20 protein-coding genes and 1 pseudogene are annotated in these 24985 nt (G+C 52.8%); 6 read left to right on the top strand and 15 right to left on the bottom strand.

Features of this window, described 5'->3' with window-relative positions; genetic code table 11:
- Positions 1–117 precede the first annotated feature (117 nt).
- The gene (fraE, locus tag FE839_RS13075) at positions 118–1161 is read right to left on the bottom strand and encodes a fructose-asparagine asparaginase (RefSeq protein ID WP_138361239.1); all 1044 of its coding nucleotides are present in this window, start codon (positions 1159–1161) and stop codon (positions 118–120) included.
- A 311-nt stretch (positions 1162–1472) separates the two neighbouring features.
- On the opposite strand from fraE, the gene FE839_RS13070 reads away from it, so the two are divergent.
- The 6 genes and pseudogenes from FE839_RS13070 to FE839_RS25110 form a co-directional block, all read left to right on the top strand.
- Positions 1473–2654, top strand: coding sequence for an HD-GYP domain-containing protein (locus FE839_RS13070; RefSeq protein WP_138361238.1), 1182 nt, complete (start codon positions 1473–1475; stop codon positions 2652–2654).
- Positions 2655–2882: 228 nt separating this feature from the next.
- Positions 2883–4667 carry a sensor domain-containing diguanylate cyclase gene (locus FE839_RS13065; RefSeq protein ID WP_138361237.1) on the top strand — a complete coding sequence of 595 codons (1785 nt, stop codon included), beginning with the start codon at positions 2883–2885 and terminating at the stop codon, positions 4665–4667.
- Positions 4668–5165: 498 nt separating this feature from the next.
- Positions 5166–6395 (top strand): sensor histidine kinase, encoded by a 1230-nt coding sequence (locus FE839_RS13060; RefSeq protein ID WP_171034877.1) that lies wholly within the window; start codon positions 5166–5168, stop codon positions 6393–6395.
- Positions 6396–6410: 15 nt separating this feature from the next.
- A complete protein-coding gene (locus tag FE839_RS13055) occupies positions 6411–7457 on the top strand; it encodes a response regulator (RefSeq protein WP_138361235.1) in 1047 nt (348 codons plus the stop codon).
- 137 nt (positions 7458–7594) lie between these two features.
- Entirely contained in the window at positions 7595–8779 is a 1185-nt protein-coding gene (gene metK, locus FE839_RS13050; RefSeq protein WP_138361234.1) for a methionine adenosyltransferase, read from the top strand.
- A gap of 19 nt (positions 8780–8798) precedes the next feature.
- Positions 8799–9065, top strand: a pseudogene (locus FE839_RS25110) (BMC domain-containing protein); the annotation flags it as partial.
- A gap of 3298 nt (positions 9066–12363) precedes the next feature.
- On the opposite strand, the gene FE839_RS13040 reads toward FE839_RS25110, so the two are convergent.
- From FE839_RS13040 to pduL, 14 genes are all read right to left on the bottom strand, one after another.
- Positions 12364–13188: an MIP/aquaporin family protein gene (locus FE839_RS13040; RefSeq protein WP_138361232.1), complete on the bottom strand. Its 825-nt coding sequence runs from the start codon at positions 13186–13188 to the stop codon at positions 12364–12366.
- A gap of 103 nt (positions 13189–13291) precedes the next feature.
- On the bottom strand, positions 13292–14209 hold the full coding sequence (locus tag FE839_RS13035) for a glycyl-radical enzyme activating protein (protein ID WP_138361231.1): 918 nt from the start codon (positions 14207–14209) through the stop codon (positions 13292–13294).
- Between the two features lie 110 nt (positions 14210–14319).
- Positions 14320–16869: a glycyl radical diol dehydratase GrpM gene (grpM, locus tag FE839_RS13030; protein ID WP_138361230.1), complete on the bottom strand. Its 2550-nt coding sequence runs from the start codon at positions 16867–16869 to the stop codon at positions 14320–14322.
- Positions 16870–16948: 79 nt separating this feature from the next.
- The gene (locus FE839_RS13025) at positions 16949–17524 is read right to left on the bottom strand and encodes a DJ-1/PfpI family protein (protein ID WP_138361229.1); all 576 of its coding nucleotides are present in this window, start codon (positions 17522–17524) and stop codon (positions 16949–16951) included.
- Between the two features lie 10 nt (positions 17525–17534).
- On the bottom strand, positions 17535–17834 hold the full coding sequence (locus FE839_RS13020) for a BMC domain-containing protein (protein WP_138361228.1): 300 nt from the start codon (positions 17832–17834) through the stop codon (positions 17535–17537).
- Positions 17835–17859: 25 nt separating this feature from the next.
- Entirely contained in the window at positions 17860–19368 is a 1509-nt protein-coding gene (locus tag FE839_RS13015) for an aldehyde dehydrogenase family protein (protein WP_138361227.1), read from the bottom strand.
- Between the two features lie 44 nt (positions 19369–19412).
- A complete protein-coding gene (gene pduB, locus FE839_RS13010; protein WP_138361226.1) occupies positions 19413–20198 on the bottom strand; it encodes a propanediol utilization microcompartment protein PduB in 786 nt (261 codons plus the stop codon).
- 21 nt (positions 20199–20219) lie between these two features.
- Positions 20220–20501: a propanediol utilization system shell hexameric protein GrpH gene (gene grpH / locus FE839_RS13005; RefSeq protein ID WP_004863596.1), complete on the bottom strand. Its 282-nt coding sequence runs from the start codon at positions 20499–20501 to the stop codon at positions 20220–20222.
- 195 nt (positions 20502–20696) lie between these two features.
- The gene (gene tdcD, locus FE839_RS13000) at positions 20697–21908 is read right to left on the bottom strand and encodes a propionate kinase (RefSeq protein WP_138361225.1); all 1212 of its coding nucleotides are present in this window, start codon (positions 21906–21908) and stop codon (positions 20697–20699) included.
- A gap of 33 nt (positions 21909–21941) precedes the next feature.
- On the bottom strand, positions 21942–22445 hold the full coding sequence (locus tag FE839_RS12995; protein ID WP_138361224.1) for a GlcG/HbpS family heme-binding protein: 504 nt from the start codon (positions 22443–22445) through the stop codon (positions 21942–21944).
- A 20-nt stretch (positions 22446–22465) separates the two neighbouring features.
- On the bottom strand, positions 22466–22738 hold the full coding sequence (locus tag FE839_RS12990; protein ID WP_138361223.1) for a EutN/CcmL family microcompartment protein: 273 nt from the start codon (positions 22736–22738) through the stop codon (positions 22466–22468).
- Positions 22720–23466, bottom strand: coding sequence for a hypothetical protein (locus tag FE839_RS12985; RefSeq protein ID WP_138361222.1), 747 nt, complete (start codon positions 23464–23466; stop codon positions 22720–22722). The genes FE839_RS12990 and FE839_RS12985 overlap by 19 nt, the downstream gene beginning before the upstream one ends.
- Positions 23467–23477: 11 nt before the next feature.
- Positions 23478–24296 (bottom strand): ethanolamine utilization protein EutJ, encoded by an 819-nt coding sequence (gene eutJ / locus FE839_RS12980; RefSeq protein WP_138361221.1) that lies wholly within the window; start codon positions 24294–24296, stop codon positions 23478–23480.
- Entirely contained in the window at positions 24289–24978 is a 690-nt protein-coding gene (pduL, locus tag FE839_RS12975) for a phosphate propanoyltransferase (protein WP_138361310.1), read from the bottom strand. The genes eutJ and pduL overlap by 8 nt, the downstream gene beginning before the upstream one ends.
- Positions 24979–24985: the final 7 nt, after the last annotated feature.

Below are 24985 nucleotides of genomic sequence, written 5' to 3'. Positions count from 1 at the left end.
ACGGAACAGGCCACTGAATCAAATGGGAGGAAACGCAAAATACGCCATTTTCGCCAAAACCACCGTTTAACTGACTGGCGCCGGACTATAATCCCCGGACGCCATCGCCTGCGTTTCTCAGTAAGTGTGGAAATACTGCTGAATCACCTGCGGATTTTTAGTCTCAGTCAGCGCGGTCATCAGCAAAATACGCGCTTTGGCCGGGTTGAGCGAATCAGCCACCAGACCCGGCTGGCTATCATCAACCGGCACTACGCCGCTGCCGGTACGCGAAGCGCGCACCACCACAATCCCGGCTTTTTCCGCTTTTTTGATCCCCGCCGCGCTGCGCACAGAGACCGATCCCGCGCCCGTCCCTGCATAAACAATACCATCAACATGATGCGCAATCGCCGCGTCATACATATATTCCGGATCATCCTGATAGCCATAAATAATGACCACTTTCGGCAACGTGTTAAGGTTACGCACGTCAAAGACCGAGCGAACAGTGTGAATTTTATCCACACGGGTTTCAAACTGCGGTTTGCCACCGACGATCACCCCAAGATAGCCCTCTTCCGGCGCCTTAAAGGTATCCAGCGTCGTGGCATTGGTTTTGGTAACAAAACGCGCAGCGCCAATGCGGTCATTAAGGACCACCATCACGCCGCGCCCCTTTGCCGCCGGATCCGCCGCCACGGTTACCGCTTCCAGCAAATTCATCGGGCCGTCAGCGCTGATGGCCGTCGCCGGACGCATCGCCGCCGTGAAAACCACCGGCTTATTGCTTTTTACCGTCAGGTTGAGGAAATAAGGCGTCTCATCAAGGGTATCCGTACCATGAGTAATCACAACCCCATCCACATCGTCGCGGGCCAGCAGTTCGTTGACGCGTTTTGAGAGCTTGAGAATAATATCGCTGGTCATGTTTTCACTGCCGATATTCGCCACTTGCTCACCGTCAACGCGCGCCACCTTGCTCATTTCAGGCACGGCATTAATCAGCGTCTGTACGCCAATCGCGCCGGCTTTATATCCCGTAGTCTGGGTATTATTCGCCGCTGAACCGGCAATGGTTCCCCCGGTCGCCAGGATCACGATGTGCGGTAAACGCGTCTCACTGAACGCGAAAGCACTCATCGTCAGTAACCCAATTGCCAGTAATGCTCTAAAATTCATATTTACTCATCCCGAAATAGATATTAATCGAACCTGCGCAGCGGTAATGCAAAGGCCTTGCCAGAATTTATTCGTCACTTTATTCGGCTTTACTTAGTAAAGTGATTAATTTTCAAGCAGAAAGAGTGTCGCCACTGTCGGATGGCACCATTTCAGTGCAACAGCGCACCCAAAATGAGCATGCATAAAAATGCACAATTCCGATTCAGCGTATCCTGTCGTACAGACGCAAAACGTGCAATCATGACATCCTCAGTTAGCCGCGCGCTAAATGAAGTAAAACGATACGAGCAACGCGACGGAGAAAAACAATGCGTATCGCCTTAAAATCGGCATTGATGCTTACCAGCCGCGTCATCCAAATCATTAATCCTGAATTGCACCTGCACATGCAAAGAACGGCGCTGATTGCCCTGGAGCTTGCGCTGGCTGCCGGACTCTCACACCGGCAGCAGCAAGTCATTTTTTGCGCCGCGTTGTTACACGATATCGGCGTATTGGGCGATAAAAGAGTTATCTCATCGTTGAATGACATTGATAACCTCGACGATCCGCATCAGCAACGGGGAGCCGAAATGCTTCTCGGGTTAACCACCCTGTCCCCCATACTGCCAATTATCCGCGACCACCATTTCAGCCCATCCCACAAAGGCAGCCAGGAACAACATATCGTTTATTTTGCTGACGTCTTCGAACGCCTGCTTTCCGGCGGTAAAAATGAAACGACATATAAAACCGATATAATCGATAAATTTCGCTCGCTGCACCAGGATATTGACCCGGAACTGTGTAAAATCTTATGCCAGCTCGCACAAAAGGAGCATTTCTGGCTGCATCTTAATCCTGGACATATCCAGCGGATGCTGGAAATTATTGGCCCCATCAACGATGTTTATATCGATATCGACGGGCTGAAAGATATTTGCTTATTGATCGCTAACGTGGTTGATACCTACAGCAGTTTTACCGCCAGCCATAGTCTGATGGTGGGGAAAATCTCTCACATGCTGGCGGACTATATAGGCCTGCCCGCGGTAGAGTGTAAAAAAATTGAAATCGCCGGTTATTTACATGATATCGGCAAAGTCTACATTCCACTGGCGATTCTGGAGAAACAGGGTGAACTGAATGCCGAAGAGCGGTTACTGGTTCGTGAACATAGCTATATGACCGGCGAAATCCTTAGCGCTTTTAGCGAACTCGGCGAGATCATCAACTGGGCCGCTAACCATCATGAAAAACTGGATGGCAGCGGTTATCCTCTTCATCTTAATAAGGATCATCTGCAACAAGCGGACCGGATTATCGCCATCGCTGATATTTTCACCGCCCTTACCGAAGAGCGCCCCTATCGTCATGGTATGAGCCATAAGCAGGCGTTACGGCTGATAGAGATTGATGTTATAAATGGCGCGTTAGACAACGATGTATATCGTGTTTTGCACCAGCATGCCGATACGCTCCATGCCGTTATTAACACACCGCGCCCATAATCACTGGCGCGCTTCTGGTGAAGCGGGAATACAACGATTAAGAGCCTATCCCACCAGGCGTTATTGGCGCAGACAGTTTGAACACGGCCAGCGCGGAAGAACCGGAGCGTACACGTAGTACGTGAGGATTCTGAGCACTGCCCAGGTTCAAAATGACAAGCAAAATAGCCCTAATGGGATAGGCTCTAAAAAAGATAATTAATTGATCTCTACGCAAGGACATATCCGGTGAGAATCGCCACCATAACCAACTGGGCGTACGGCATCACCGTCGCCCTCACCCTCACTTCCGGCATCGCGATGTTGATGGCCTCCGGCGCCGATAACGCCGAACGTCGGGCCGTCGAACAACGCCAGCAGTTCTACCAATTAAGCGAAGAGGTAGAAAGCGGCGCCTGGGAACTTTCAGATCTCGCGCGGCTCTACATCATCCAAAAAGATCCGGATGTACTACAAGAATACCGGCGACAATCTCAGGCTACCACCACCATTGAACACCGGCTGGAAAAACTAAAAGAAAACGGCGCCACCGCAGATGAACTGGCGCTATTGCGCGACGGTTTGCAGATTGCCGATGCGCTCCAGGCAGAGCAGCAAACATCGCTGGCGCAGATTGCCAGAGGCGAAGATAAAGCGGCCATCACTCTACTTTACGGCCCATCCTATGAGCAGCAGCTTGAGCAAATTCAGACGCAGCTTGACCATTTTCATCTGATGCTGGAAAGCCGGGTAAATAAAGCGATTTTGCAGGCGACCGAGACATCGCGTCACTGGAGAACGCTTTCTGAGGTGATGGTCGCAATCACGGCGCTCATGTTCCTGTTTGTGCTTGGTTTTATTCTTAAACGCCGGGTACTGTACCCTGTGGTCCGCCTCAGCGATGTGGTACAGCGGCTGGCATCGCAGGATTATGCTGTCGAGACGCCGCAGTTTAACCAGATTGATGAAATTGGCGATATGGCCCAGGCGATTAGCATCTTTCGCGAAAATGGACTCGCGCGCCAACGGCTGGAACAAGAGCGCGATGCCGACTGGGCGATTCGCACGCTGCTGGCGCGCATGACCCAGCGCTTACAGGGCTGTGAGTCGTTCGAGGATATCATTAAAGTCGCGGAGCTGTTCGCGCCGAATATTGCGCCTGAGATCCCAGGCCGGCTCTATATTCTCGACACCGCCCCCTGGCAGATGCGCTGCGTCGCACAGTGGCTTTCACCACCGGAAGAAACCGCCGTCTTTCAACCAGATGATTGCTGGGCCGTGCGGCGCGGACTGAGCCATCCCCCGGTGAATGGCGAACCCGATATTGCCTGTTATCATCTGCCGGATGCGCAGGCCGGGCAATCGCTGTGCGTCCCCCTCATTGCCCAGGGGGAAACCATTGGCCTGCTCTCGTTCAGCCATATCACCTCTGCAACCGCCCTTTCCCGCCCCTATCTCGAACTGATGGCGGAAGCGCTGGGACTGGCGCTGGCCAACCAGCGTTTACGTCATGCGCTGTTGGAAAAAGCGCTGTTCGATTCACTGACCGGTCTGCGTAACCGCCACCATCTGGACGATGCGCTGCATACGCAGATGAATCTGGCAGTGCGTAATGACACGCCGCTGAGCTGTCTGATGATTGATATCGATCACTTTAAAACGATTAATGACCATTACGGTCACGAGGCAGGTGATCTGGTGATAAAAAGCATCGCGGCTATTATCCAGCGTGTCGTGTGCGATAACGGTATGGCATTCCGCTATGGCGGCGAAGAGTTTCTGGTGCTGCTGCCCGGAACCAACGAAGAGGCGGCGATGGCCTGCGCAACCGACATCTATAACGGTGTTCATCTGCTGGCGCTGCGCTATGGTCTGACCGAAATTGGCCAGGTCGATGTATCAATAGGTATCGCCAGCTACCCGCAAAACACACAAAGCGAAGGTCTTCTGCGCGCGGCGGATGCGGCACTCTACCGGGCAAAAGAGCTGGGGAGATCGCGGGTGGTAAGTTTTGGCAGATTGAAAACAGAGTGAATGGCGAAGAGATAATCCACCTGACGGTATAACGGCGTGCGACAAGGAGGTTACACCGCCATTCGCAAGATGCATGCGCGGTGACCGTGCGTTGTTCTTGTCCGGCGTGGCCGCCCCATTTCCTGGCTTTAAGTAAAATCCATAACTGAGGTGCAAGAGTTTGCTCAGGAAAGAGGATCAATATCGTCTGCAGCAATTTCACTGCGCGAGAACCATCAATAAACAGAGTTACTCCCGACAATGTGCTGATGCGCGGGTGTTTAACGGAAATAATTGAAACAAGATGTTTACTTATTTTTCCTGATATTTTTATTTAACATAAGCTTGCTTTTATTTAATAAAGACAACACCTCTATTTATTTAAATAAAATAAAAACATAATCATCATTATGATAACATTTTAATCACAACTCATTTTTTGTTTGTGAGCCATTTCATCATTTTTATCGGTAGAAAAAGGTATGCTTTCAGCGTATGTAAATTGATTTGGTGGATATCATGAATAATAAATATAAATTACACGAATTTCTTGATGTCAATCGTTTACAAACACTGCAAGACAATTTCAGTAAATCAATGATGATTGCTCTGGTCGTCGTGGATCAGGAAGGGGTGCCGGTTACCCGCCCCAGCGGCTTTTCAGATTTTTGCGCGCGCTCCAGAATGAATGAAACGTTAGCCCGGCACTGCTACGATAGCGACAGCGCGGGCGGTAAGGCCGCAATGCGTGCCGGAAAGCCCGTCGTATACCGTTGTTACTGCGGTTTTGTCGAGTTTGCGGTACCGATAATGATTAATAATCATTATCTTGGCGCATTTATATCAGGCCAGGTGAAGGTAGAAGAAGAGAAAGAAAAAAGTATCCCCTATATCCTTGACAACAACCACCTCTGGCAAGAAAACACCTGGCTTATCAACCTCCATGAAAACACCCCGCGTATGCCTTATGAGCGCTTTGAATCCACAGCGTATACGCTGCTTCATGTGGCTTCTTATCTGGTGGAACAGGCGCATGCCAACAACATTCAACGCGAGCTACGCCACAAAGAGCAGGAGTTAACCAGCGAATTACGCAAACGCGTTGAGATTGAACGTTCATTACATGAAGCGGAATTCAAAGCGCTTTCTTACCAGATTAATCCGCATTTTTTATTTAATGTACTCAATACGATAGGTCGCCTGGCGTTTCTTGAAGAGGCCAGCCGTACTGAAACCATGGTGCACGATTTTTCAGATATGATGCGCTACCTTTTGCGTAAAAATAATAACGGCCTGATTACGCTTGGTCAGGAATTGAACTATGTGAATTGTTACATGGCGATTCAGAAGGTCAGAATGAATGACCGTTTTGATTACATCTGCGAGATCCCCGAAAAATATAAGGATGTTGTTTGCCCTTTTTTAATCCTTCAGCCTCTTGTTGAGAATTTTTTCAATTATGTGGTGGAGCCACGAGAAACCAAGAGTTATATTATTCTGCGCGCAACTGACGATGGCAAGGATGTGATTATTGAAATCACTGATAACGGTGATGGCATTTCCCGGGAGAATATCGAACATATCCTTTCAGGAAGCCAGAACCGACAAAAAGGTGGAATAGGTATCAATAATATTAAAAATCGCCTGCAATTGCTATTTGGTGAAAGCTATGGCCTGCAAATCATCAGTCCCCATAAGCCAATGCTGGGTACCACAATAAAACTACGGTTCCCGATGGTGCCAGCCTGAGTCTGGAGCATAAATATGTATAATATTGTCATTGTCGAAGATGAGTATATTGAATCGGAAGCGTTAAAACGCATCATTTCCCACTGCGTCGAAAATTCAGTGATTCATGAAGCGTCAACGGGGAGAAAAGCCATTCAACTCATTGATCAACTTAACCAAATAGACATGATGTTTGTAGATATAAACATCCCGTTACCCAATGGTAACCAGGTCATTGAGTATCTTAAACAGAAGAATACTGAGACCAAAGTCATTGTCACCACGGCAAACGATGACTTTGACATTGTTCGCCATATGCTCAGTCTGAAAATTGACGACTATCTTTTAAAGCCCGTTAAGCAAAGCACCCTGAGCGACACAATTCGCAAAACCCTGCTGGTCGATGAAGAAGAAGCGTCAGCAATACGCGAACTGCGACAAAATATTAGCGATCTGATTAGCCGCTGCGACTATCCTGGCTGGCATACTTTATTATTCAGTATTCTTGATGCCGCCTGTACGGGCCGGGCTTTTGGCGGCGATCGCTCGAAGGCGCTGATCGACGTTCTTGAATTACTCCAGCAATATCTTGCGGGATCAGGGGAAAAATATGAGCACTGCCGCAATAAGGCGGCTGATATCGTTCAACATATCCATCAAAAAGGCCTACCCGCCAGCCACTACTGGCATACCATGAACAGCTTGTTAAGTCTCAGCGAAGACATTTTTGAACAGGCGATAAAAAATACTCACGGTGAGATGGATTTCGTTTCCCGGGCAAAATTTCATATTGAGAAAAATATTCTTAAAAACCTTACCCTTGATGACATAGCGGCGAAAGCGTTCGTGAGTCCCTGCTATTTAAGCCGGGCATTTAAAAAGAGTACCGGGACAGGTTTTTCAAGTTACATTACCAGCCGTAAAATTAATATTGCGAAATCACTGTTGCAATTTAGTGATTTAAAAATCAACACCATCGCACTTGAACTTTCGTGGCAAGATGCGAATTATTTCTGCCGCATCTTCAAAAAAGAGACGGGGATTGCCCCGTCAGATTACCGCCGCATTGTATCACCAGAGTAGTGCTGATTTACCGTGGATTTTTTGCGCTGGCAGTATGGCCGAGCGCAAAAAAGTCCGCCACGCGGGCAAAATAGTTTACGCGCCAGCAAAACGGTAACCGCTAAAATAAGATACGCTTGTTTAACAGTGGTTCCGCCGTGTCTGAATATCTTTTTACCTCAGAATCCGTTGCCGAAGGTCATCCGGATAAGATGGCTGACCAGATCTCTGATGCCATTCTGGATGCTTACCTGGTGCAAGACCCCTGGGCCAAAGTCGCCTGTGAATGTCTGGTGAAAACCGGCGCGGTGATCCTTGCCGGTGAAATTGCCTCCGATGCGCATATTGATATCGAGCACGTTGTTCGCCGGACGGTAAAATCCATTGGTTACGATGATTCCGCGAAAGGGTTTGACGGTGCGACCTGTGCCGTGATGAGCATGTTGGGCCGACAATCGGACGATATCGCCAGAGGCATTCGCGCAAACTCGCCGACAGGGCCTGGCGCAGGTGACCAGGGGATCACGTTCGGTTATGCGTGCGACGAAACACCGCAGCTCATGCCCGCCCCGCTTTTGTATGCGCATCGCTTAATGGCACGACAGGCGCTACTGCGTAAAACTGGCCAACTTGACGGGCTATTACCGGATGCCAAAAGCCAGCTCACGTTGCAATATTGCAATGGCCAGATACACCATGCCGCAGTAGTCGTGGTGTCCACGCAGCATCGTGCCGATCTTTCGCTTGCGTTGCTGCGTGAAGCGGTTATCGAAGAGATCGTTAAACCCGTCATTCCCGCTGCCTGGCTGACGGCAGAAACACGTTTGCTGATTAACCCCGCGGGGCCATTCATTAACGGCGGACCGGCTGCGGATTGTGGTTTAACCGGCCGTAAAATCATCGTCGATACCTACGGCGGCGCGGCCTGCCATGGCGGTGGCGCATTTTCAGGTAAGGACCCGTCTAAAGTCGATCGCTCCGCCGCCTATGCCGCGCGCTATGTAGCAAAAAATATCGTTGCAGCCGGCCTGGCAACGCGCTGTGAAGTGCAACTGGCGTGGGCCATCGGATTATCCCGGCCAGTCTCTGTACGTATTAATACCTTCGGCACGTCGCGACTCACATCCGAGTTTTTGACCCGGATGGTCGAACGTCATTTTGATCTGAGCGTATATGGCATTATTCGCCAGCTTGATTTACTGGCTCCCCGTTATCGTCAGACCGCGTGTTACGGCCACTTTGGCCGCGAAGGTTTTCCCTGGGAACTCACCGATAAAGCGGCACTGCTGCGTGACGAAGCGGCAGGCCAGACGTGTGCTCTCTCTGATACCCCATTCAATTGAAAAATGACAGGAGATAGTTATGGCCGGACAGAGCTTAGGCTTAATCGAAACCGTCGGCTTAACGGTGGCGATTGAAGCCGCCGATGCTGCAATGAAATCGGCGAATGTCGACCTGATCGGATACGAGTTGACGAAAGGCGGCGGTCTGGTGACGGTGAAATTAACGGGAGAAATCGGCGCGATGAACGCGGCGGTTTCCGCTGGCGTTGCCGCTGCAAATAACGTGGGCAGTGTCTACGCCTGGAAAGTCATTGCCCGTACCGCAACCGGCATTGACGAACTGATCGCCTCAAAGGAAACGCAGGGTGTTGCGCCTCAGGAACCAGTGAAATCTGTAGAAGCGATGAAGCCGGTGGATCAAAGCAGCACGCCAGTAGAGGAAAATAAAGAAGCTATCATCCCGGTCGTTAACGTTGAACCGGATGAGATTATCTCCGATTGTCTGGCGCAAGAAGAGAACGTGGTGACGGATATGGCGGACACGGTTTCTCCCCAGCCAGAGTCTGAACTCACGCAGAGTGGCGTGGAGGCAGTACCGGCTTCTCTGTTAATAACAGAGAAGGCAGAAAAAACGGCCAATGACAATAAAAAGCCATTGCGGGCAAGGGTAAAGAGCACCCGGCGCTAAAAATAATATTTATACTCGTCATACTTCAGGTTGCATGTGTGTTGGCTTCTGAGTGACTGGTCTCATCCATGAGACTCGCCCTTGCGGGCTGTCGCTTTACGACGTCCAAATCTGTTGCTGACAGATTTGTCGTTTCTCCCGTCACATAGCTATCTATGCTCCCGGAGATTGACTCTCTTGCCGCGTGATTTGGCCTGTGGCCTCACCTCTGTGAGGCCAGCGTAAGCGCTGTGCAAAACGGTTAACCGTTTTGTCCTGCAGCTCGAATTAGACAGAAAATCTATCTGCGTATTCGCTGTGAACGGAACAGCCCACTGAACCAGAATGTCAGAATGTGAGGAACCAGCACTGTTCTCACCGGGGGGATGAGAGGCCTGTTTTAGCTGTCATGCCCGTATTCCTGTCAGGTGGCGGCTGACGCCTTACCTGACCTGGAAAACCATAAATACAGGCCCTGCGCCACCGGTTCCGTTCACCTTAATCCCGCAGAAAATGAACTACCGTCGCCCGTGAACGGGTAAAGGGGGAGAAAACCGTCTCCCCTTTACAATCCCCGCGGTCCCGCAAAGAAACCGGTGCTGCGCACTGCGCTCACCTCCCGACCCTCAGCCTGCGGTCGGCTCAACTCGACGGCCTGTCTCGATTCGCCTCTGTCCGCCATCCCTGGCGTCCAGCCCTTGTCTTCGGGTCTCCGGTTCGCCGGTTTCAGCGGGCACCAGGGCATCGCTGCGGGTTTTGTGCTTTCAGCAGGGTATTCGTCGCTGTTCGTTTTTTCAGGGGAGGTTCTGTGTTTTATCACCTTCAGCGGTCAGGCAGTTGCAGGTTTACTGCGGGCTCACCGCCGGGGGGTTGGGCGCATCAGGGAAACCTGGCGGGAACGCAGGCGCGCATCCAGGACTGGTCGCCAGGACGGCGGCCAGAGGGCGTGTCGAGACAGGACGTCGAGTCGCGCCCGGTCCGCCAGATGAAGCCGGAGTGGAGCGGACCGCGCAGCGGCAGGTTTTCAGCGCCATGCCGGGGGTGCAGGGGGACGGGCGAAACGTCCCCCTGCCCGTTCACACGCAAGGGTCAGAAAACTATCTGCGTATTCACAGTGAACGGAACAGCCCACTGAACCAGAATGTCAGAATGTGAGGAACCAGCACTGTTCTCACCGGGGGGGGATGAGAGGCCTGTTTTAGCTATCATGCCCGTATTCCTGTCAGGTGGCGGCTGGCGCCTTACCTGACCTACAAACCCCATAAATATAAGCCCTGCGCCACGGGTTCCGTTCACCGTAACCCCTCAGAAAATGGATGACCGTCGCCCGTGAACGGGTAAAGGGGGAGAAAACCGTCTCCCCCTTTACTATCCCCGCGGTCCCGCAGAGAAACCGGTGCTGCGCACTGCGCTCACCTCCCGACCCTCAGCCTGCGGTCGGCTCAACTCGACGGCCTGTCTCGATTCGCCTCTGGCCGCCATCCCTGGCGTCCAGCCCTTGTCTTCGGGTCTCCGGTTCGCCGGTTTCAGCGGGCACCAGGGCATCGCTGTGAGTTTTGTGCTTTCAGCAGGGTATTCGTCGCTGCTTAAAGAAACTGTGTTTTATCACTTTCAGCGGCCAGGCAGTTGCAGGTTTACTGCGGGCTCACCGCCGGGGGGGTGGGCGCATCAGGGAAACCTGGCGGGAACGCAGGCGCGCATCCAGGACTGGTCGCCAGGACGGCGGCCAGAGGGCGGGTCGAGACAAGGCCGTCGAGTCGCGCCCGGTCCGCCAGATGAAGCCGGAGTGGAGCGGACCGCGCAGCGGCAGGTTTTCAGCGCAATGCCGGGGGTGCAGGGGGACGGGCGAAACGTCCCCCTGCCCGTTCACACGCAACGGACAGAAAAACTATCCGCGTATTCACAGTGAACGGAACAGCCCACTGAACCAGAATGTCAGAATGTGAGGAACCAGTACTGTTCTCACCGGGGGGATGAGAGGCCTGTTTTAGCTGTCATGCCCGTATTCCTGTCAGGTGGCGGCTGACGCCTTACCTGACCTACAAACCCCATAAATATAAGCCCTGCGCCACGGGTTCCGTTCACCGTAACCCCTCAGAAAATGGATGACCGTCGCCCGTGAACGGGTAAAGGGGGAGAAAACCGTCTCCCCCTTTACTATCCCCGCGGTCCCGCAGAGAAACCGGTGCTGCGCACTGCGCTCACCTCCCGACCCTCAGCCTGCGGTCGGCTCAACTCGGTACTACTCGTCCCATCCCTGGGACCCGCCCTTTCAGGGCCAGCGCAAGCGCTGTTCAAAATTGCTCCGGGCAATTTTGTCATGCCTCGATTCGCCTCTGGCCACCATCCCTGGCGTCCAGCCCTTGTCTTCGGGTCTCCGGTTCGCCGGTTTCAGCGGGCACCAGGGCATCGCTGTGAGTTTTGTGCTTTCAGCAGCGTATTCGTCGCTGCTTAAAGAAACAGTTTTTTATCACCTTCAGCGGTCAGGCAGTTGCAGGTTTCCTGCGGGCTTACCGCCGGGGGGTTGGGCGCATCAGGGAAACCTGGCGGGAACGCAGGCGCGCATCCAGGACTGGTCGCCAGGACGGCGGCCAGAGGCTGAGTCGCGGCAAGGATGCCGCGTCTCAGCCGGTCCGCCAGATGAAGCCGGAGTGGAGCGGACCGCGCAGCGGCAGGTTTTCAGCGCCATGCCGGGGGTGCAGGGGGACGGGCGAAACGTCCCCCTGCCCGTTCACACGCAACGGACAGAAAAACTATCCGCGTATTCACAGTGAACGGAACAGCCCACTGAACCAGAATGTCAGAATGTGAGGAACCAGCACTGTTCTCACCGGGGGGATGAGAGGCCTGTTTTAGCTGTCATGCCCGTATTCCTGTCAGGTGGCGGCTGACGCCTTACCTGACCTACAAACCCCATAAATATAAGCCCAACGGCACGGGTTCCGTTCACCGCTACCCCGCAGAGAATTTATTAGGATCAGACTGCGGTATTCTTCGCGATTTCCTCCCCTCTGGCTGCGGGCAGATTACGTCCGATGCCATAACGATAAATGGCTGCGCCGAGAAGCCCGCCAATCACCGGGGCGATCAGAGGGACAAGGAAATAAGGAATTTCCCGGCCTCCCGTCATTGCAATCGATCCCCAGCCGTTCAGCCAGGTGAAAAGTTTCGGGCCAAAATCACGGGCAGGGTTCATGGCAAACCCGGTCAATGGCGCCGTTGCCGCGCCGATAACCGCAACCAGTAAACCAATCAATAATGGCGCCAGCGGGCCTTTAGGCACACCATTACCATCATCAGTCAACGCCATAATTAGCCCGATGAGCATCGAGGTAATCACAATTTCTACCAGCGCGGCCAGCCAGACGCTAATACTCGGCGCCGGATAAGTCGAAAATATGCTGGCTAAGTACAGACTATCCTGACTTCCACGTACCATATGGTGGAGTTGTTCATAATCAGCAAACATATTGTGATACAGCAGATAAGTGAGCGCCGCGCCGCAAAACGCGCCGACCATCTGCGCCAGAATATAGGGCACAACTTTTTTTACATCAAAGTTAGCAAATACGCATAACGCAATAGTCACCGCCGGGTTAAGATGCGCACCGGATATCCCCGCCGTCAAATACACGGCAAGGGATATAGCCAGGCCCCATACGATACATATTTCCCAAAGGCCAAAGCTGGCGCCAGCCACTTTGGTCGCGCAAAGTACGCTGGTGCCGAAGAACATAAACAGTCCGGTACCGAGAAATTCGGCAATGCACTGCCCTTTTAACGTCTCAGTTGATTCGCTCATAATATTTTCCTGTCTTAAGCGATATTATCGCCGTATATCGCTTAATGAATTGTGGGTACGAGAGGACAATTAAAATTAACCAGAATCATCTTTCTGCTACTGCTTAGCCGCCGATATGGCAGTGAAAACCCATTGACTCAACCACTTTTTTAAGACTGTCCATTTTTTCTTCTGAGTGCGCGGCGGCATCTCCCATTGGATAAATTCTGCCGAGCAAATTATATTTATTCTCGCCAAACGTATGATATGGCAGCAGATGAATAGTATCGACACCGGACATCAGGCGGGCAAATTCGGCAATGCTACGAATCTCCTCCGGATTGTCGTTGACGCCAGGAATGACCGGTATGCGGACGATAACGTTGGTGATAAATGAAATTCGCAGTAGGTTTTCCAGAATTTGACTGTTATCTACCCCGGTATTCGCTTTATGTACCGCTGGATTTATCGCTTTAATATCGGTCAATGCCAGATCAATCCACGGAAAGACATCTTCGATCACCTCTTTGCGGGCAAACCCGGTAGTTTCTATTGCGGTATGCCAGCCTTTTTCTTTGCACGCCTTTAATAATTCACGGGCGAATTCCGGCTGCGCCAGCGGCTCGCCGCCCGATAACGTTACCCCGCCGCCGGAACGACGAAACAGATTCTCTTCCTTCTGCAATTCACGCATAACTTCACTCACCGTCATGCGTTTACCTTTCATCTCCAGCGCCTGGGTCGGACAAACGCGCGTACAATCACCGCACTGGATACAACGTTCGCGATCGATAAAAAAGGGGTTGCCGGGAGAGAGCGCCTTTTGCTTACAGGTAGCAATACATTTCCCGCACTGAATACAATCGCTCTTTTTATAAATTAGCTCAGGTTGCGGACGTTGCGATTCAGGATTACTGCACCATTTGCACGCCAGGGGGCAGCCTTTAAAAAAAGGGATTGTCCGGATACCTGGGCCATCGTGCAGCGAATAGCGTTGAATATTGAATAAAACGCCCTCGGTATCGTATTCGACTCTATTCATAACATCACTCATCAAAAAAGCGACCACGCGGTAATAAACAGGCCAGCCGCTAAAATCGGGTCCGATAGCGGGCCATGCCTCCCGGCATGGCCCGGACAGGAGAGACAAAATCAGAAATGCTGTTCGGTACGGCTGATAATGTCATCCTGAACTTCTTTGGCCAGCACCACGAACTGGGCGCTATAGCCGGCAACGCGAACGACAAGATCCTGATGCTGCTGCGGATTTTTCTGCGCCTCCACTAACGTATTGCGATCGATAACGTTGAACTGGACGTGCATCCCTTTCTTATCGAAGTAGTTGCGCACCAGTCCGCCAAAGTTACGCAGACCTTTCTCGCCGGCCAGCGACGACGGCAGGAACTTCTGGTTATAGAGCGTGCCGTTTGAGGCGATGAAGTGATCCAGCTTGGCCACGGAGTTGGCCGCAGCGGTTGGGCCAAGGGTATCTTTCCCCTGACGCGGCGATACGCCGTCCGCCAGCGGCTCTTTCGCCAGACGGCCATCCGGCAGCGCGCTGACGTCTTTACCAAACAGCACGTTAGCCGATACCGGGTAGATGCCGGCCTGGAAACGACCGCCGCGCGGGTTGGTGTATTTCTCCACTTCCTGGCAGTAAATCAATGCGCAGTTGCGGGCAACAAGGTCAACGTCGTCGATGTCGTTACCGAAACAAGGCGTGTTTTCCAGAATATGGCGGATCTCTTCATAACGCGCGTTGCCTGAAGCGGACTCGGCGCCAGCGCCGTTAGCGGAGAGCTGACGGTAGACTTCATTTTTAATCGCCGCCGGATTGAGGGAGCCGTGCTGATCGATAATCCGTTTGACCACCTCATAGATATCCTGCTCGCCCAGGGAAGATTTCTCCGCGGCGCTATGCGGGTTGCCGCCAACCGGATAACCGAAGTTAGCATCCAGCGCGCCTTTCAACTCCTGGAGAGTCATACGGCGATCTTCAAACACCTGCTTCTGAATGGCATAAACCGAGTCGCCAGTATCCGCGACGCCGAACGCCTGCGGGCCGGTAAAGTTATAGATTGCGCCACCTTCCTGCAGGGATTTACCGCGACCAATACAATCATCCACCAGCGCGGAAAGGAACGGCAGCGGGCAGCGTTCTCCATGGGCGATGTCAACGCTGTTACAGGCTTCGACTAACTGGTGAACAAAGTGCGCCATCTGTTTTTTGAAAGCGGTATAGAAGTCGTCCATGCAGGTGTACTGCGTCATCTCTCCGGTAACCGGACCGAGCTGTTTGTTACCGGCCCGCCCGTTGTTGAGGGTGATTTCCAGGACTTTAGCCACGTTGAAGAAAGCCGCATCGTGCCAGCCTTCCGTACGATGCGGTGCCTGCGGTTCCACGCAACCGATGATGCAATAGTCACGCGCATCGTGCAGGGAGACGCCGCGGTTTTGCAACGCCGGAATAATCACCTCATCGTTATACATGGCGGGTACGCCAAGGCCCAGACGCACCAGTTCACAGGCGCGATAGAGGAACTCGTCCGGGGTGCCCTGCCAGACGCGGATAGAGAAAGAGGGTTGCGGCAAACGCACATGGGCGGTGGCTTCCATGCACATGTAGGTTAACGGGTTGGTCGCATCGCGACCATCTTCCGTTTGGCCACCTACGCACAAGTTCTGGAATACGGCATAACCGGCGAAGGCCTGAGCAGAGACTTCGTCGCGGGTTTTGTTGATATCGTTAAGTTTGATCCAGCAGCAGTCCACCAGTTCCTGAGCAAATTCATTGCTGATCGATTTGTCCGCGGCCAGATAGGGGTACATATACTGGTCAAAACGCCCCGGAGAAATCGAGTGACCACTGGACTCAATCTGCAGCATGCTCTGAATAAACCAGAATGTCTGACAGGCTTCCCAGAAGGTGGTCGCGCCATATTCCGGTACGCGGGTACAGTTTTGCGCAATTTGTTCCAGTTCACGCTGGCGGGTAGGATCGCGTTCTTCCCGTGCCAGACGGGACGCTTCCTGGGCGTAGCGATGCGCGAAATTGATCGCCGCCTGATAGCTCACGATGACGGCGTTATAGAACTGCTCTTTTTTAATGTAGTCCGGCGAACTGCGGTCAAGATTTTCCAGCGCCCGGGTGACTTCATTGATAATACCGCGAAAACCGATTTTCAGTACCTTACCGTAGTCGACGCTGACATGGCCGACACCGCCGAAGAAATAGTTCCCCACGGTGAATACACCGCTGGCCATACTCTCTTTGGTCTCCTCAGACATATAAGAGGCGGCCAGCGAGCTGGTGGTTTTGCCCGGCCAGTATTGAAATGCCTGATGCAGCTCATCCGCGGTTTTCTTCGGAATAATGAACGGGTCAGCGACGCGGTGCTCCATGGTGTCGAACTCTTTCTCAACCCAGTCGTAGGAGAATTCAGGGCAGATCTCCGTGGAACGCGGATTAATGGTGACCGCACCGACAATTAATTCGTCCGGACGAATGGTGACGGGTAATTCATTGAATATCTTTTCAACGACTTTTGCGCGACGCATAATTGCAGGAAGATGTTCATTTTCTTTATACGCCTCAGTGGCCAGCACTGCACGCTCAGATTCCACATAGGGTTTAGCATGCAGAATCATATTTTTGAGTCTTACAACACGATCGGTCGGATGAGTAAAGCCTTTCTCTAACATACAATAACTCCCGAAATGATATTAGCGTGATTGATCAACCACACCTGAATTGTTTAATCTGACGGCAGAGCTGAATACACTAGTGAATAATGTTGGCACCTATTAAACTAATGAAATAACGTAATATTGCCGGGTGCGCCTTCCAGGTTGTGGCCGTCACCAGCTTTCCGTCCTGAACAGCTTCATCATCAGCTGCAGTAACCCAGCTCCCCCCGGCCATTTCAATCTCTGGTTTCAGGGTGAAATATCCCGTTAATTTTTTTCCTTTCAAAATACCGGCGGCCACCAGAATTTGCGGACCGTGACAGATTGCCGCAATGGGCAGTGAAAAATTATTCGCATAATGAATAATATTCAGTACCGATTTATTGAGGCGTAAATATTCTGGCGCACGACCGCCAACAATGTATACGCCGCCGTATTCTTGCATCCTGATTTCATCAAAGGAGGCAGTTAAGCGAAATAAATGCCCGGGTTTTTCGGTATAGGTTTGATCGCCTTCAAAATCATGAATTGCGGTCTTAATATATTCTCCCACGCGTTTCCCTGGGCAAACAACATCCACTCTGAAACCTAACATGCTTAATGCCTGCCATGGCACCATGACTTCATAGTCTTCAGAGAAATCGCCTGCGAGCATCAAAATTCTTTTCATAAGCGAACTCTCAGAATGTATTGTCATCATCTTCAATAACGCGCATGGCTTCATTCACTGCGGCGACTTCGCCGAATATGGCCAGCGTTGTGATATGTTGCGGGCAACTGCCAAAGATTTCCGATACCGCAACATGTGCGCTTTTACTGGCCTGATCGGCATAAAAGTACAAATCCGGTATTGGCAACATAATCAACCCGACCGCGTCAATACGAACCCTTTCCAGACGACTGCGTGACTCAGATGGCATTCGTCGTTTCAGCATGGCCAGCGTTTCTGGCGTCGGCGCGTTGATAATCCGTTTTTTCATCTCAGCGTTACCCGTCCTGCTTATATCAGCGAATATTCAGCGCTTCGACCATCACACACCGGCGGTTTCTGCTGAAGGTGCGCGCAGAGGTCAGCCCTTCCCCGGTCGGCCCGGCGATGGTAAACGTGGCATGACCTTCGCCGCCCACACCAATACCTGCGTATGACGGGCCGTTTTTCACGAAAATAGTGGTCTGGATCAGACGCGCCATTTTGGTGAGCTTCTCCACATTGGTGGAGTGCATCATGGCCGTATGGCGGTTACCGTGTTCCACTTTCACCGCCAGATCGATCGCTTCATCGACATTTTCGACCCGCACGACCGGCAGAATCGGCATCATCAGTTCATGTACGACGAAAGGATGATCACGCTCGGTTTCGATCAGAATCACTTTGATCTCTTCCGGTACGCTAATACCTATCTGCTGCAGAATATAGCGGGCATCTTTACCCACGAACGCCGTATTCGGCCCGGTGCCTTTTTCATTCAACACCCGCGACTGCAGCTGCTGAATAAGCTGCTTATCGCACAGCAGCCAGGCCCCGCTTTTCTTCATGCAATGGATAAGATAATCCGCCACCTCGTTGACAACGATGACCTCCTTTTCAGCCACGCAAGGCAGGTTATTATCAAAACTGCAGCCATTGATGATATCCCGGGCGGCCTTCTCGATATTGGCGGTTTCATCCACCACCGCAGGTGGGTTGCCAGCGCCAGCGCCAATCGCCTTTTTACCTGACGACATAACCGTTTTGACAATGCCCGGACCACCGGTTGCCACCAGCATATTGACCCGGGGATCGTTGATTAAGGCGTTAGTGTTATCAATCGAGGGCTGCGTTACCGTCACAACCAGATTGGCGGGCGCGCCAAGCCGTGCCAGCTGCTGGTTGATCAGGGCGACGCAATGCAGTGAAACGTTACGTGAACGCGGATGAGGACTAAAGACCACCGTATTACCCGCCGCCAGCATGCCGATGGCGTTATTAATAATGGTCTCCGTCGGGTTGGTGGTCGGCGTAATGGAACCAATAACACCGTAGGCTGAGTGTTCGGTCAGCGTCAGACCGCCGTCACCACTGAGCGCACCGGTTGACAGATCTTCAATGCCAGGGGTTTTTTGCGCGGCAACGCGGTTTTTCACCAGTTTGTCAGCATAATTGCCCATTCCGGTTTCTTCTACCGCCATTCTGGAAATCGCCTGCAACACATCATCCTGCAGAAAAAGCGTGCGAATTCCATCAACAAAACTGGCACGATCCTGCATGGAGCAGTGACGATATTGGATCTGTGCGTGCTGCGCGGCGCTAATCGCCTCATCCATTGTCGCGAAAGCGCCGTCGCCAGAGGCATTCTCCGCAGCTGGCGCCGTTGCCAAACGGCTCGCCAGTACGCTGGCGACAATCGCTTCAATACTGGCGCTATCGGCGACGGGCGCTGTAGCAGGCGTGCCGGAGGCCTGAGTTTCCGGCGTTGTTTTTGTGTACTTACTCAGTACGCGGGAAACGGCCTGAGTAATTTCAAGATCGTTCATGCTCTACTTTCCTTACTTCACTTCACACACGTTGCCGCCCGCCATCAAATGTACGGTGTTGTTGTCGATTTGATTGGCGCCGGATCCAGGGTGGACAGCAGTTGCATTCCAACATCTCTTGCTGCAATAACCGCCTGACGAACGGCACCCGAGTCACCGGCAAAAGTGAAAATCACTTCATTACTAAAGCTGGTGCCTTTCGCCGGGCTCGCATAACCCACAGGTTCAATCACCGCGGCTTTCGCCGCCGCATCGGCAACCACCACACCAATCGCCGCAGGGGAAGCGCAGGTCATGCCAAAGGATTTACCGATCGGTGCGCCGAAAGCCTTGTTAAGGGCATAGCTGGCGCGAGCGGTATACTGGAACTCAAGGTGGCCGGCCGGCGTACCATAGACATCACCCATTGTGCGTTCAATTTCCGCCAGAGCGACTTCAACCGCACGACGAACATCGGACACATCAGATGCACCGAAGATAATTAAGCAACCATGACCGCCGCCGCCTTCTGTATCACGTGCCAGCTCAATAGAAAGAATTTCGCTGTTGGTGGCTTTAATTGCCTCATCCGCAGCAAAAATATGCGGACCGGCACCAGTGCGTGCGCCAAGAATACCAATTGAGCGATATTTCTTGTCGATATTCATGGCTTCATGTAGTTGATGATCAACATTAGCAATAACCAGCCCGATGGTATGCCCTAACGCTGTACCGACAAATTCCGTTAAACTACAACCGGTAAAGCTGGCTGCTGTTTTGTTATTTGTCTGGGCGTCAGTCTGCTTATTCATTACTTCAGATATAATCTGTTCAACAAGATTATCTCTCATAGTCAGTATCCTCTGGCTTTATTAACTGACAGCTTTCGGCAGGATTTTTTCCACTTCAATATGCGGGCGCGGAATAACATGTACGGATACCAGTTCACCCACTTTCCCTGCCGCCGCGGAGCCCGCATCAGTCGCCGCTTTTACTGCCCCGACGTCGCCGCGGACCATAACAGTAACTAACCCGGAACCGATTTTTTCGTAACCAACCAGCGTTACGTTAGCAGATTTAACCATGGTATCTGCGGCTTCAATTGCCGATACCAGACCTTTTGTTTCAACCATACCTAATGCTTCTTGTTGCATAACGACCTCAATATTTCCAGGTAAGTGTAAAGTCAGTAATGAATTAACGCTGAAGGGAAATTCATATACCTAATAAATTCATGCACTATGATGTTATTGCACTAAAGACAAAATGTTTTGTTCGCCAGATAGACTTTCTTGCTATTCACTATTCCACTGGACAATAAAATCCTCCCCATCCGCAATAATGGCGACTCAGGCCGCGCCCTCAAATGAAGCTGAAAGCCCGGCGGCATCCTGCGCGATCATTTTTTCTTCATTGGTGGGGATCACTGCCACAACGGGAGAACCTGGGAGTGAAATAACGCCCTCACGGCCAGCAACAATCTGCGCATTTTTCGCCGTATCCAGGCGTATACCAAAGATAGCCAGCCGCCGGGCCGTCAGTTCACGCACCAGCGCAGAGTTCTCGCCAATACCGCCGGTAAAAATAAGCGCATCAAAGCGGTGCAACGAGGCGAGGTGCGCGCCAAGATGGCGGGCAAGACGGTGAACCATGACATCAATAGCCAGCGTTGCGCGGGGATCGCCTTTGCTGCGTGCGTCCTGCAACGTACGGCAATCGCTGGAGAGACCGGACAACCCCAATAAACCTGAGTCGTTATTCGCCATTTTGTACAGTGATTCGATGGTCTGCCCTGTACAACGGGCGATATAGGCTGCCGCGCCCAAATCCAGGTCGCCGCAGCGCGTTCCCATCACCAGACCTTCAAGGGGCGTCATTCCCATTGAGGTATCCACGCTTTTCCCGTTTTTCACCGCGCATACCGACGAACCGTTGCCAAGATGCGCGATAAGAATGCCATGATCGTCGGGATCAAGATTTAATCGCGCCACGGCTTCCGCCGCGATAAAGCGATGCGATGTACCATGAAAACCATATCGTCGGACCTGATGTTGCTGTTGATACTCAAGCGGAATGGCGTAGGTATAGGCTTCTGGCGGCAGGGTCTGGTGGAATGCCGTGTCAAAGACGGCCACCTGGGGCAACTGCGGTAACAACGACAGGGTTGCCTCAATGCCAATCAGATTAGCCGGGTTATGCAACGGCGCCAGGGCCGAAAGCTCACGAATCCGCGCAATCACCGACGGTGTAAGCAGAACAGATTGTTTGAAATCTCTGCCGCCATGCGCCACGCGATGACCGATGGCGCATACGCGTTCAAGCATCCCCATATTATCGAGCCGGGAGAAAAGCGTTTTTAACGCACTGTTATGGGTGGATTCAGCAAGTCGCGCCGTGGTTTTCCCCCCTGCCGCATCTTTGAATGTGATGCAGGCGTCTGTCAGTCCAAGCTTTTCAGCCAGACCAGAGAGTAATGGCGTCTCCTCATCCAGTGGGATAAGCGAAAATTTTAGTGACGATGATCCACAGTTAATAACCAGAACCAATGATGCTAGCGACATGATAACCTCTGTCCGTATTTGTCTTTTCAAAAACTATCTATTGAAAGGCGTGAGTGGAAACCGTTCACGGCTGAAACGCGCGAGCGTCTCGCTGGCAATCGCAATATCTTCCTCAACGCTGCCGCCGCTGATGCCGATCGCCCCAAGCAGCACACCGTCTGACCAGCAGGGCAATCCGCCGCCAAAACAGCAGATGCCGGGTTCATTTTGCAAACCATACAGGCTGGCACCGGGTTGTACTTCGCCCGCAAGCTGATGCGTCGGTATTTTTAGCGCCACTGCTGTCCAGGCCTTTTGCCCGGCCAGCCGGTGGCTGACAAGCAGCGCGTTGTCCATGCTAAAGAAGTAGCGTTGCTGACCGCAGGCATCCACCAGACTGAAAACAATGGGAACATCGGCGGCGTCGGCGGCATCGCTGGCATATTGCGCCAGTCGCCTGGCGTCAGCGAGGCTCAGCGACATGCGCCGAACCGGCAATTGACGTGAAATCGCCTCATTAATGCGCTGTTCCAGGTCGCGGTTTTGCTCAATGCGCATGGCTTTTCCTCTCAGGACTCTCACTGACCATTCAGGTCGAGCGAATCGACGATACCGACGACCGCGGCATCAATAACGGAGTGCTCTTTGCTGGTACTCATGCGGGCAGAACTGCCCGTGGTCACAATCACCGTTTCCCCATTCCCTGCGCCGACAAAATCCACGGCCACCTGTGCCTTGCCCGTGGGCTGATAGTGCTCATCCAGACGGGCGACAATCAGCAATTTCGCGCCATTGAGCGAAGCGTGTTTGGTGGTTGAAACTAACGCGCCGGTTACCTTTGCCAGATACATGTATCCTCCTGGTGGTTCTGAACAACGACGAGACCGCGATCCCGGATTTCATCGCGGGCAGCGGGAGTGATTAGCGTATGGTTACCGATATACAGCGTCTGGCCCTTTGGGTACTGACGCACATCGCTAAGGGTTACCAGCCGCGGGTGATGACGCGTAGGTGACCTGTGTTTCCCGTGGGTGTGTTGATGGCCCATGACGGTGAAACCATATTCCACCAGCGTGCTGGCATAGTTCGCCAGACGCGCGCGGAACGCTTGCGGCAGCGTCTCATCGCGGCATTCGCCATTAAGCGTTACGATGACGGATTGATTCACGCTGAGCGCATGCCAGGCCCAGCGACAGACCAGGTTATCCCGAATACCGAGGGCGATTTTGCTTAAACTATTACTGGAGAGGGCCGGAAAATAGACGCCGGTGGCGGGGGTCTCTGCTGGTTGCGGGTCCCGGTTATCGCACACGACATCAATACCGCGCCGGGCCAGCGCGTCCAGGCAGGAGGATTGCAACGACGAGTGTCTGGCGCTCCAGGAGAATGTCATAACCAGTAAATAACCGCTACGATCCAGCGCCGCGAGGCACGCCAGCGTCGTGGGCAGTGTGGTGAGATCTTCCCCGCTGATCACCACGCGCATCACTCGGTTTCGCGATTGCAGGCGTTGTTTCCGCTGCATCAGGATGTCATCAATAATGGTATCCAGCAGGCGAGAGAGTCGTTGCGAGTCCATAGTTTTCCTTCTCAGCGGCTCAGCATCGCAATGCCAAGCGGGGTGACCAAAAGCGGCTGCGTGGCCTGAACAACCCGTTTGCCGGTAGATTTGCGAAAAACATCGGCAAACTGCGGAAAACTGCTTGCGCCCCCGACCAGATAGAGCGTTTCAACCGGATATTCCACCAGCCAGGTCGCCACCAGATGGGCCATTTTTTCCGCTACGGGACGCACCAGCGCGAAGACCTGCTCTTCATTTTCAGGTGATTTCTTCATCTCTTCCGCTTCAGCGAAAGTGATGCCCAGCGCGCCGGAAAGTACCAGCGTCATATGATTACCGCCGGTAGGCTCGTCGGCGCTAAAGATAACTTCGCCATTGCGCAGAATACTGATCCCGGTGGTGCCGCCACCGACATCGACAACCGCGCCGTCGCGGATGTTAAGCGCCCGCGCCGCCGCAACCGGTTCATCCACCACGTCCGTCACCTCGAAACCGGCCGCTTCCACCATATTGACGATCACTTTGGTATTGCCGGGAATGATGCCCGGCGGGATTGCGGTTGCCGCATGGGTTAGCGGCCTGCCGAGCCGTTCCTCCAGCGTCGCTTTCAGCCCGCTAACCACCCGACTGGCGGTCAGAAAATCCACCACCACACCATCTTTGATCGCCCGCGAGGGATGACTGATGCCAGCAACTGGACGATCGTTTTCATCCACAACGATTATCGCGATATTGGCCGTACCGGGATCGACACCCACTTTCAGTCCCCCCTCACCGCGACGACATTCGCCACGGCTGACCAATTCCGCCAGTTCGTGTAAGCGCCGGGTTTCGGGGTTCTTAGCCATAACGGCATTCCGTCAGTACACGTTTTACGCAGTCGCCGTTACGTAAGCCGAAGCCATTGGCTTCTTCCACGTCGATATGCATTTCCAGCACGGCATCGGCGCTTACACGCACCACTACATGGCTGAGAATGCCGCCCCGGTGACCTTCAATGTGGACATCGATTTCCATACCGTCGCGCAGCCCATACTGCTCCGCCTCGGCTGGCGAAATATGAATATGCCGCCAGGCAACAATCGCCCCGCTCGGTTTGCTCACGCATCCCCGCGGGCCGATGATTTCAATGCCCGGAGAGTCCTGCAAATCGCCTGACATCCTGACGGGGGCTTTCACGCCGAGGGCAAAGCTATCGGATACGGAGATTTCAATCTGGGTGGCGCTGCGCAGTGGGCCAAGTACGCGTACCTTGCTTAATTCGCCTTTCGGGCCGCGCAGCGTGACCGTCTCTTCGGCGGCGTATTGTCCGGGCTGTTTTACCGCTTTCATGCGGGTGAGCGTTGAGCCGTAGCCAAACAGCGCGTCCATGTCTTCCCGGCTCAAATGCACATGGCGATTGGAAATGCCGACCGGGATTTCCAGCGTCCGCGGCGTACCTGTTTCATTGCTTGCTATCGCGCCGCGGGCCGCCAGTTCCTGAAGGATCTGCCGGGTAATCAATTCGGCTTGCAGCTGGTTATCATTCATCATGTCA

This window comes from Klebsiella indica, from assembly GCF_005860775.1.
In the GTDB taxonomy this organism is placed as follows: domain Bacteria; phylum Pseudomonadota; class Gammaproteobacteria; order Enterobacterales; family Enterobacteriaceae; genus Klebsiella; species Klebsiella indica.
The sequence above is the reverse complement of the archived record's forward strand: the minus strand, read 5'-3'. Positions and strand labels throughout refer to the sequence as shown.

Excerpts from the sequence above, each read along its gene's own strand:
- fraE (WP_138361239.1), bottom strand. The coding sequence starts at position 1,161 with ATGAATTTTAGAGCATTACTGGCAATTGGGTTACTGACGATGAGTGCT.
- FE839_RS13070 (WP_138361238.1), top strand. The coding sequence starts at position 1,473 with ATGCGTATCGCCTTAAAATCGGCATTGATGCTTACCAGCCGCGTCATC.
- FE839_RS13060 (WP_171034877.1), top strand. The coding sequence starts at position 5,166 with ATGAATAATAAATATAAATTACACGAATTTCTTGATGTCAATCGTTTA.
- FE839_RS13055 (WP_138361235.1), top strand. The coding sequence starts at position 6,411 with ATGTATAATATTGTCATTGTCGAAGATGAGTATATTGAATCGGAAGCG.
- FE839_RS13040 (WP_138361232.1), bottom strand. The coding sequence starts at position 13,188 with ATGAGCGAATCAACTGAGACGTTAAAAGGGCAGTGCATTGCCGAATTT.
- FE839_RS13035 (WP_138361231.1), bottom strand. The coding sequence starts at position 14,209 with ATGAATAGAGTCGAATACGATACCGAGGGCGTTTTATTCAATATTCAA.
- grpM (WP_138361230.1), bottom strand. The coding sequence starts at position 16,869 with ATGTTAGAGAAAGGCTTTACTCATCCGACCGATCGTGTTGTAAGACTC.
- FE839_RS13025 (WP_138361229.1), bottom strand. The coding sequence starts at position 17,524 with ATGAAAAGAATTTTGATGCTCGCAGGCGATTTCTCTGAAGACTATGAA.
- FE839_RS13020 (WP_138361228.1), bottom strand. The coding sequence starts at position 17,834 with ATGAAAAAACGGATTATCAACGCGCCGACGCCAGAAACGCTGGCCATG.
- FE839_RS13015 (WP_138361227.1), bottom strand. The coding sequence starts at position 19,368 with ATGAACGATCTTGAAATTACTCAGGCCGTTTCCCGCGTACTGAGTAAG.
- pduB (WP_138361226.1), bottom strand. The coding sequence starts at position 20,198 with ATGAGAGATAATCTTGTTGAACAGATTATATCTGAAGTAATGAATAAG.
- grpH (WP_004863596.1), bottom strand. The coding sequence starts at position 20,501 with ATGCAACAAGAAGCATTAGGTATGGTTGAAACAAAAGGTCTGGTATCG.
- tdcD (WP_138361225.1), bottom strand. The coding sequence starts at position 21,908 with ATGTCGCTAGCATCATTGGTTCTGGTTATTAACTGTGGATCATCGTCA.
- FE839_RS12995 (WP_138361224.1), bottom strand. The coding sequence starts at position 22,445 with ATGCGCATTGAGCAAAACCGCGACCTGGAACAGCGCATTAATGAGGCG.
- FE839_RS12990 (WP_138361223.1), bottom strand. The coding sequence starts at position 22,738 with ATGTATCTGGCAAAGGTAACCGGCGCGTTAGTTTCAACCACCAAACAC.
- FE839_RS12985 (WP_138361222.1), bottom strand. The coding sequence starts at position 23,466 with ATGGACTCGCAACGACTCTCTCGCCTGCTGGATACCATTATTGATGAC.
- eutJ (WP_138361221.1), bottom strand. The coding sequence starts at position 24,296 with ATGGCTAAGAACCCCGAAACCCGGCGCTTACACGAACTGGCGGAATTG.
- pduL (WP_138361310.1), bottom strand. The coding sequence starts at position 24,978 with ATGAATGATAACCAGCTGCAAGCCGAATTGATTACCCGGCAGATCCTT.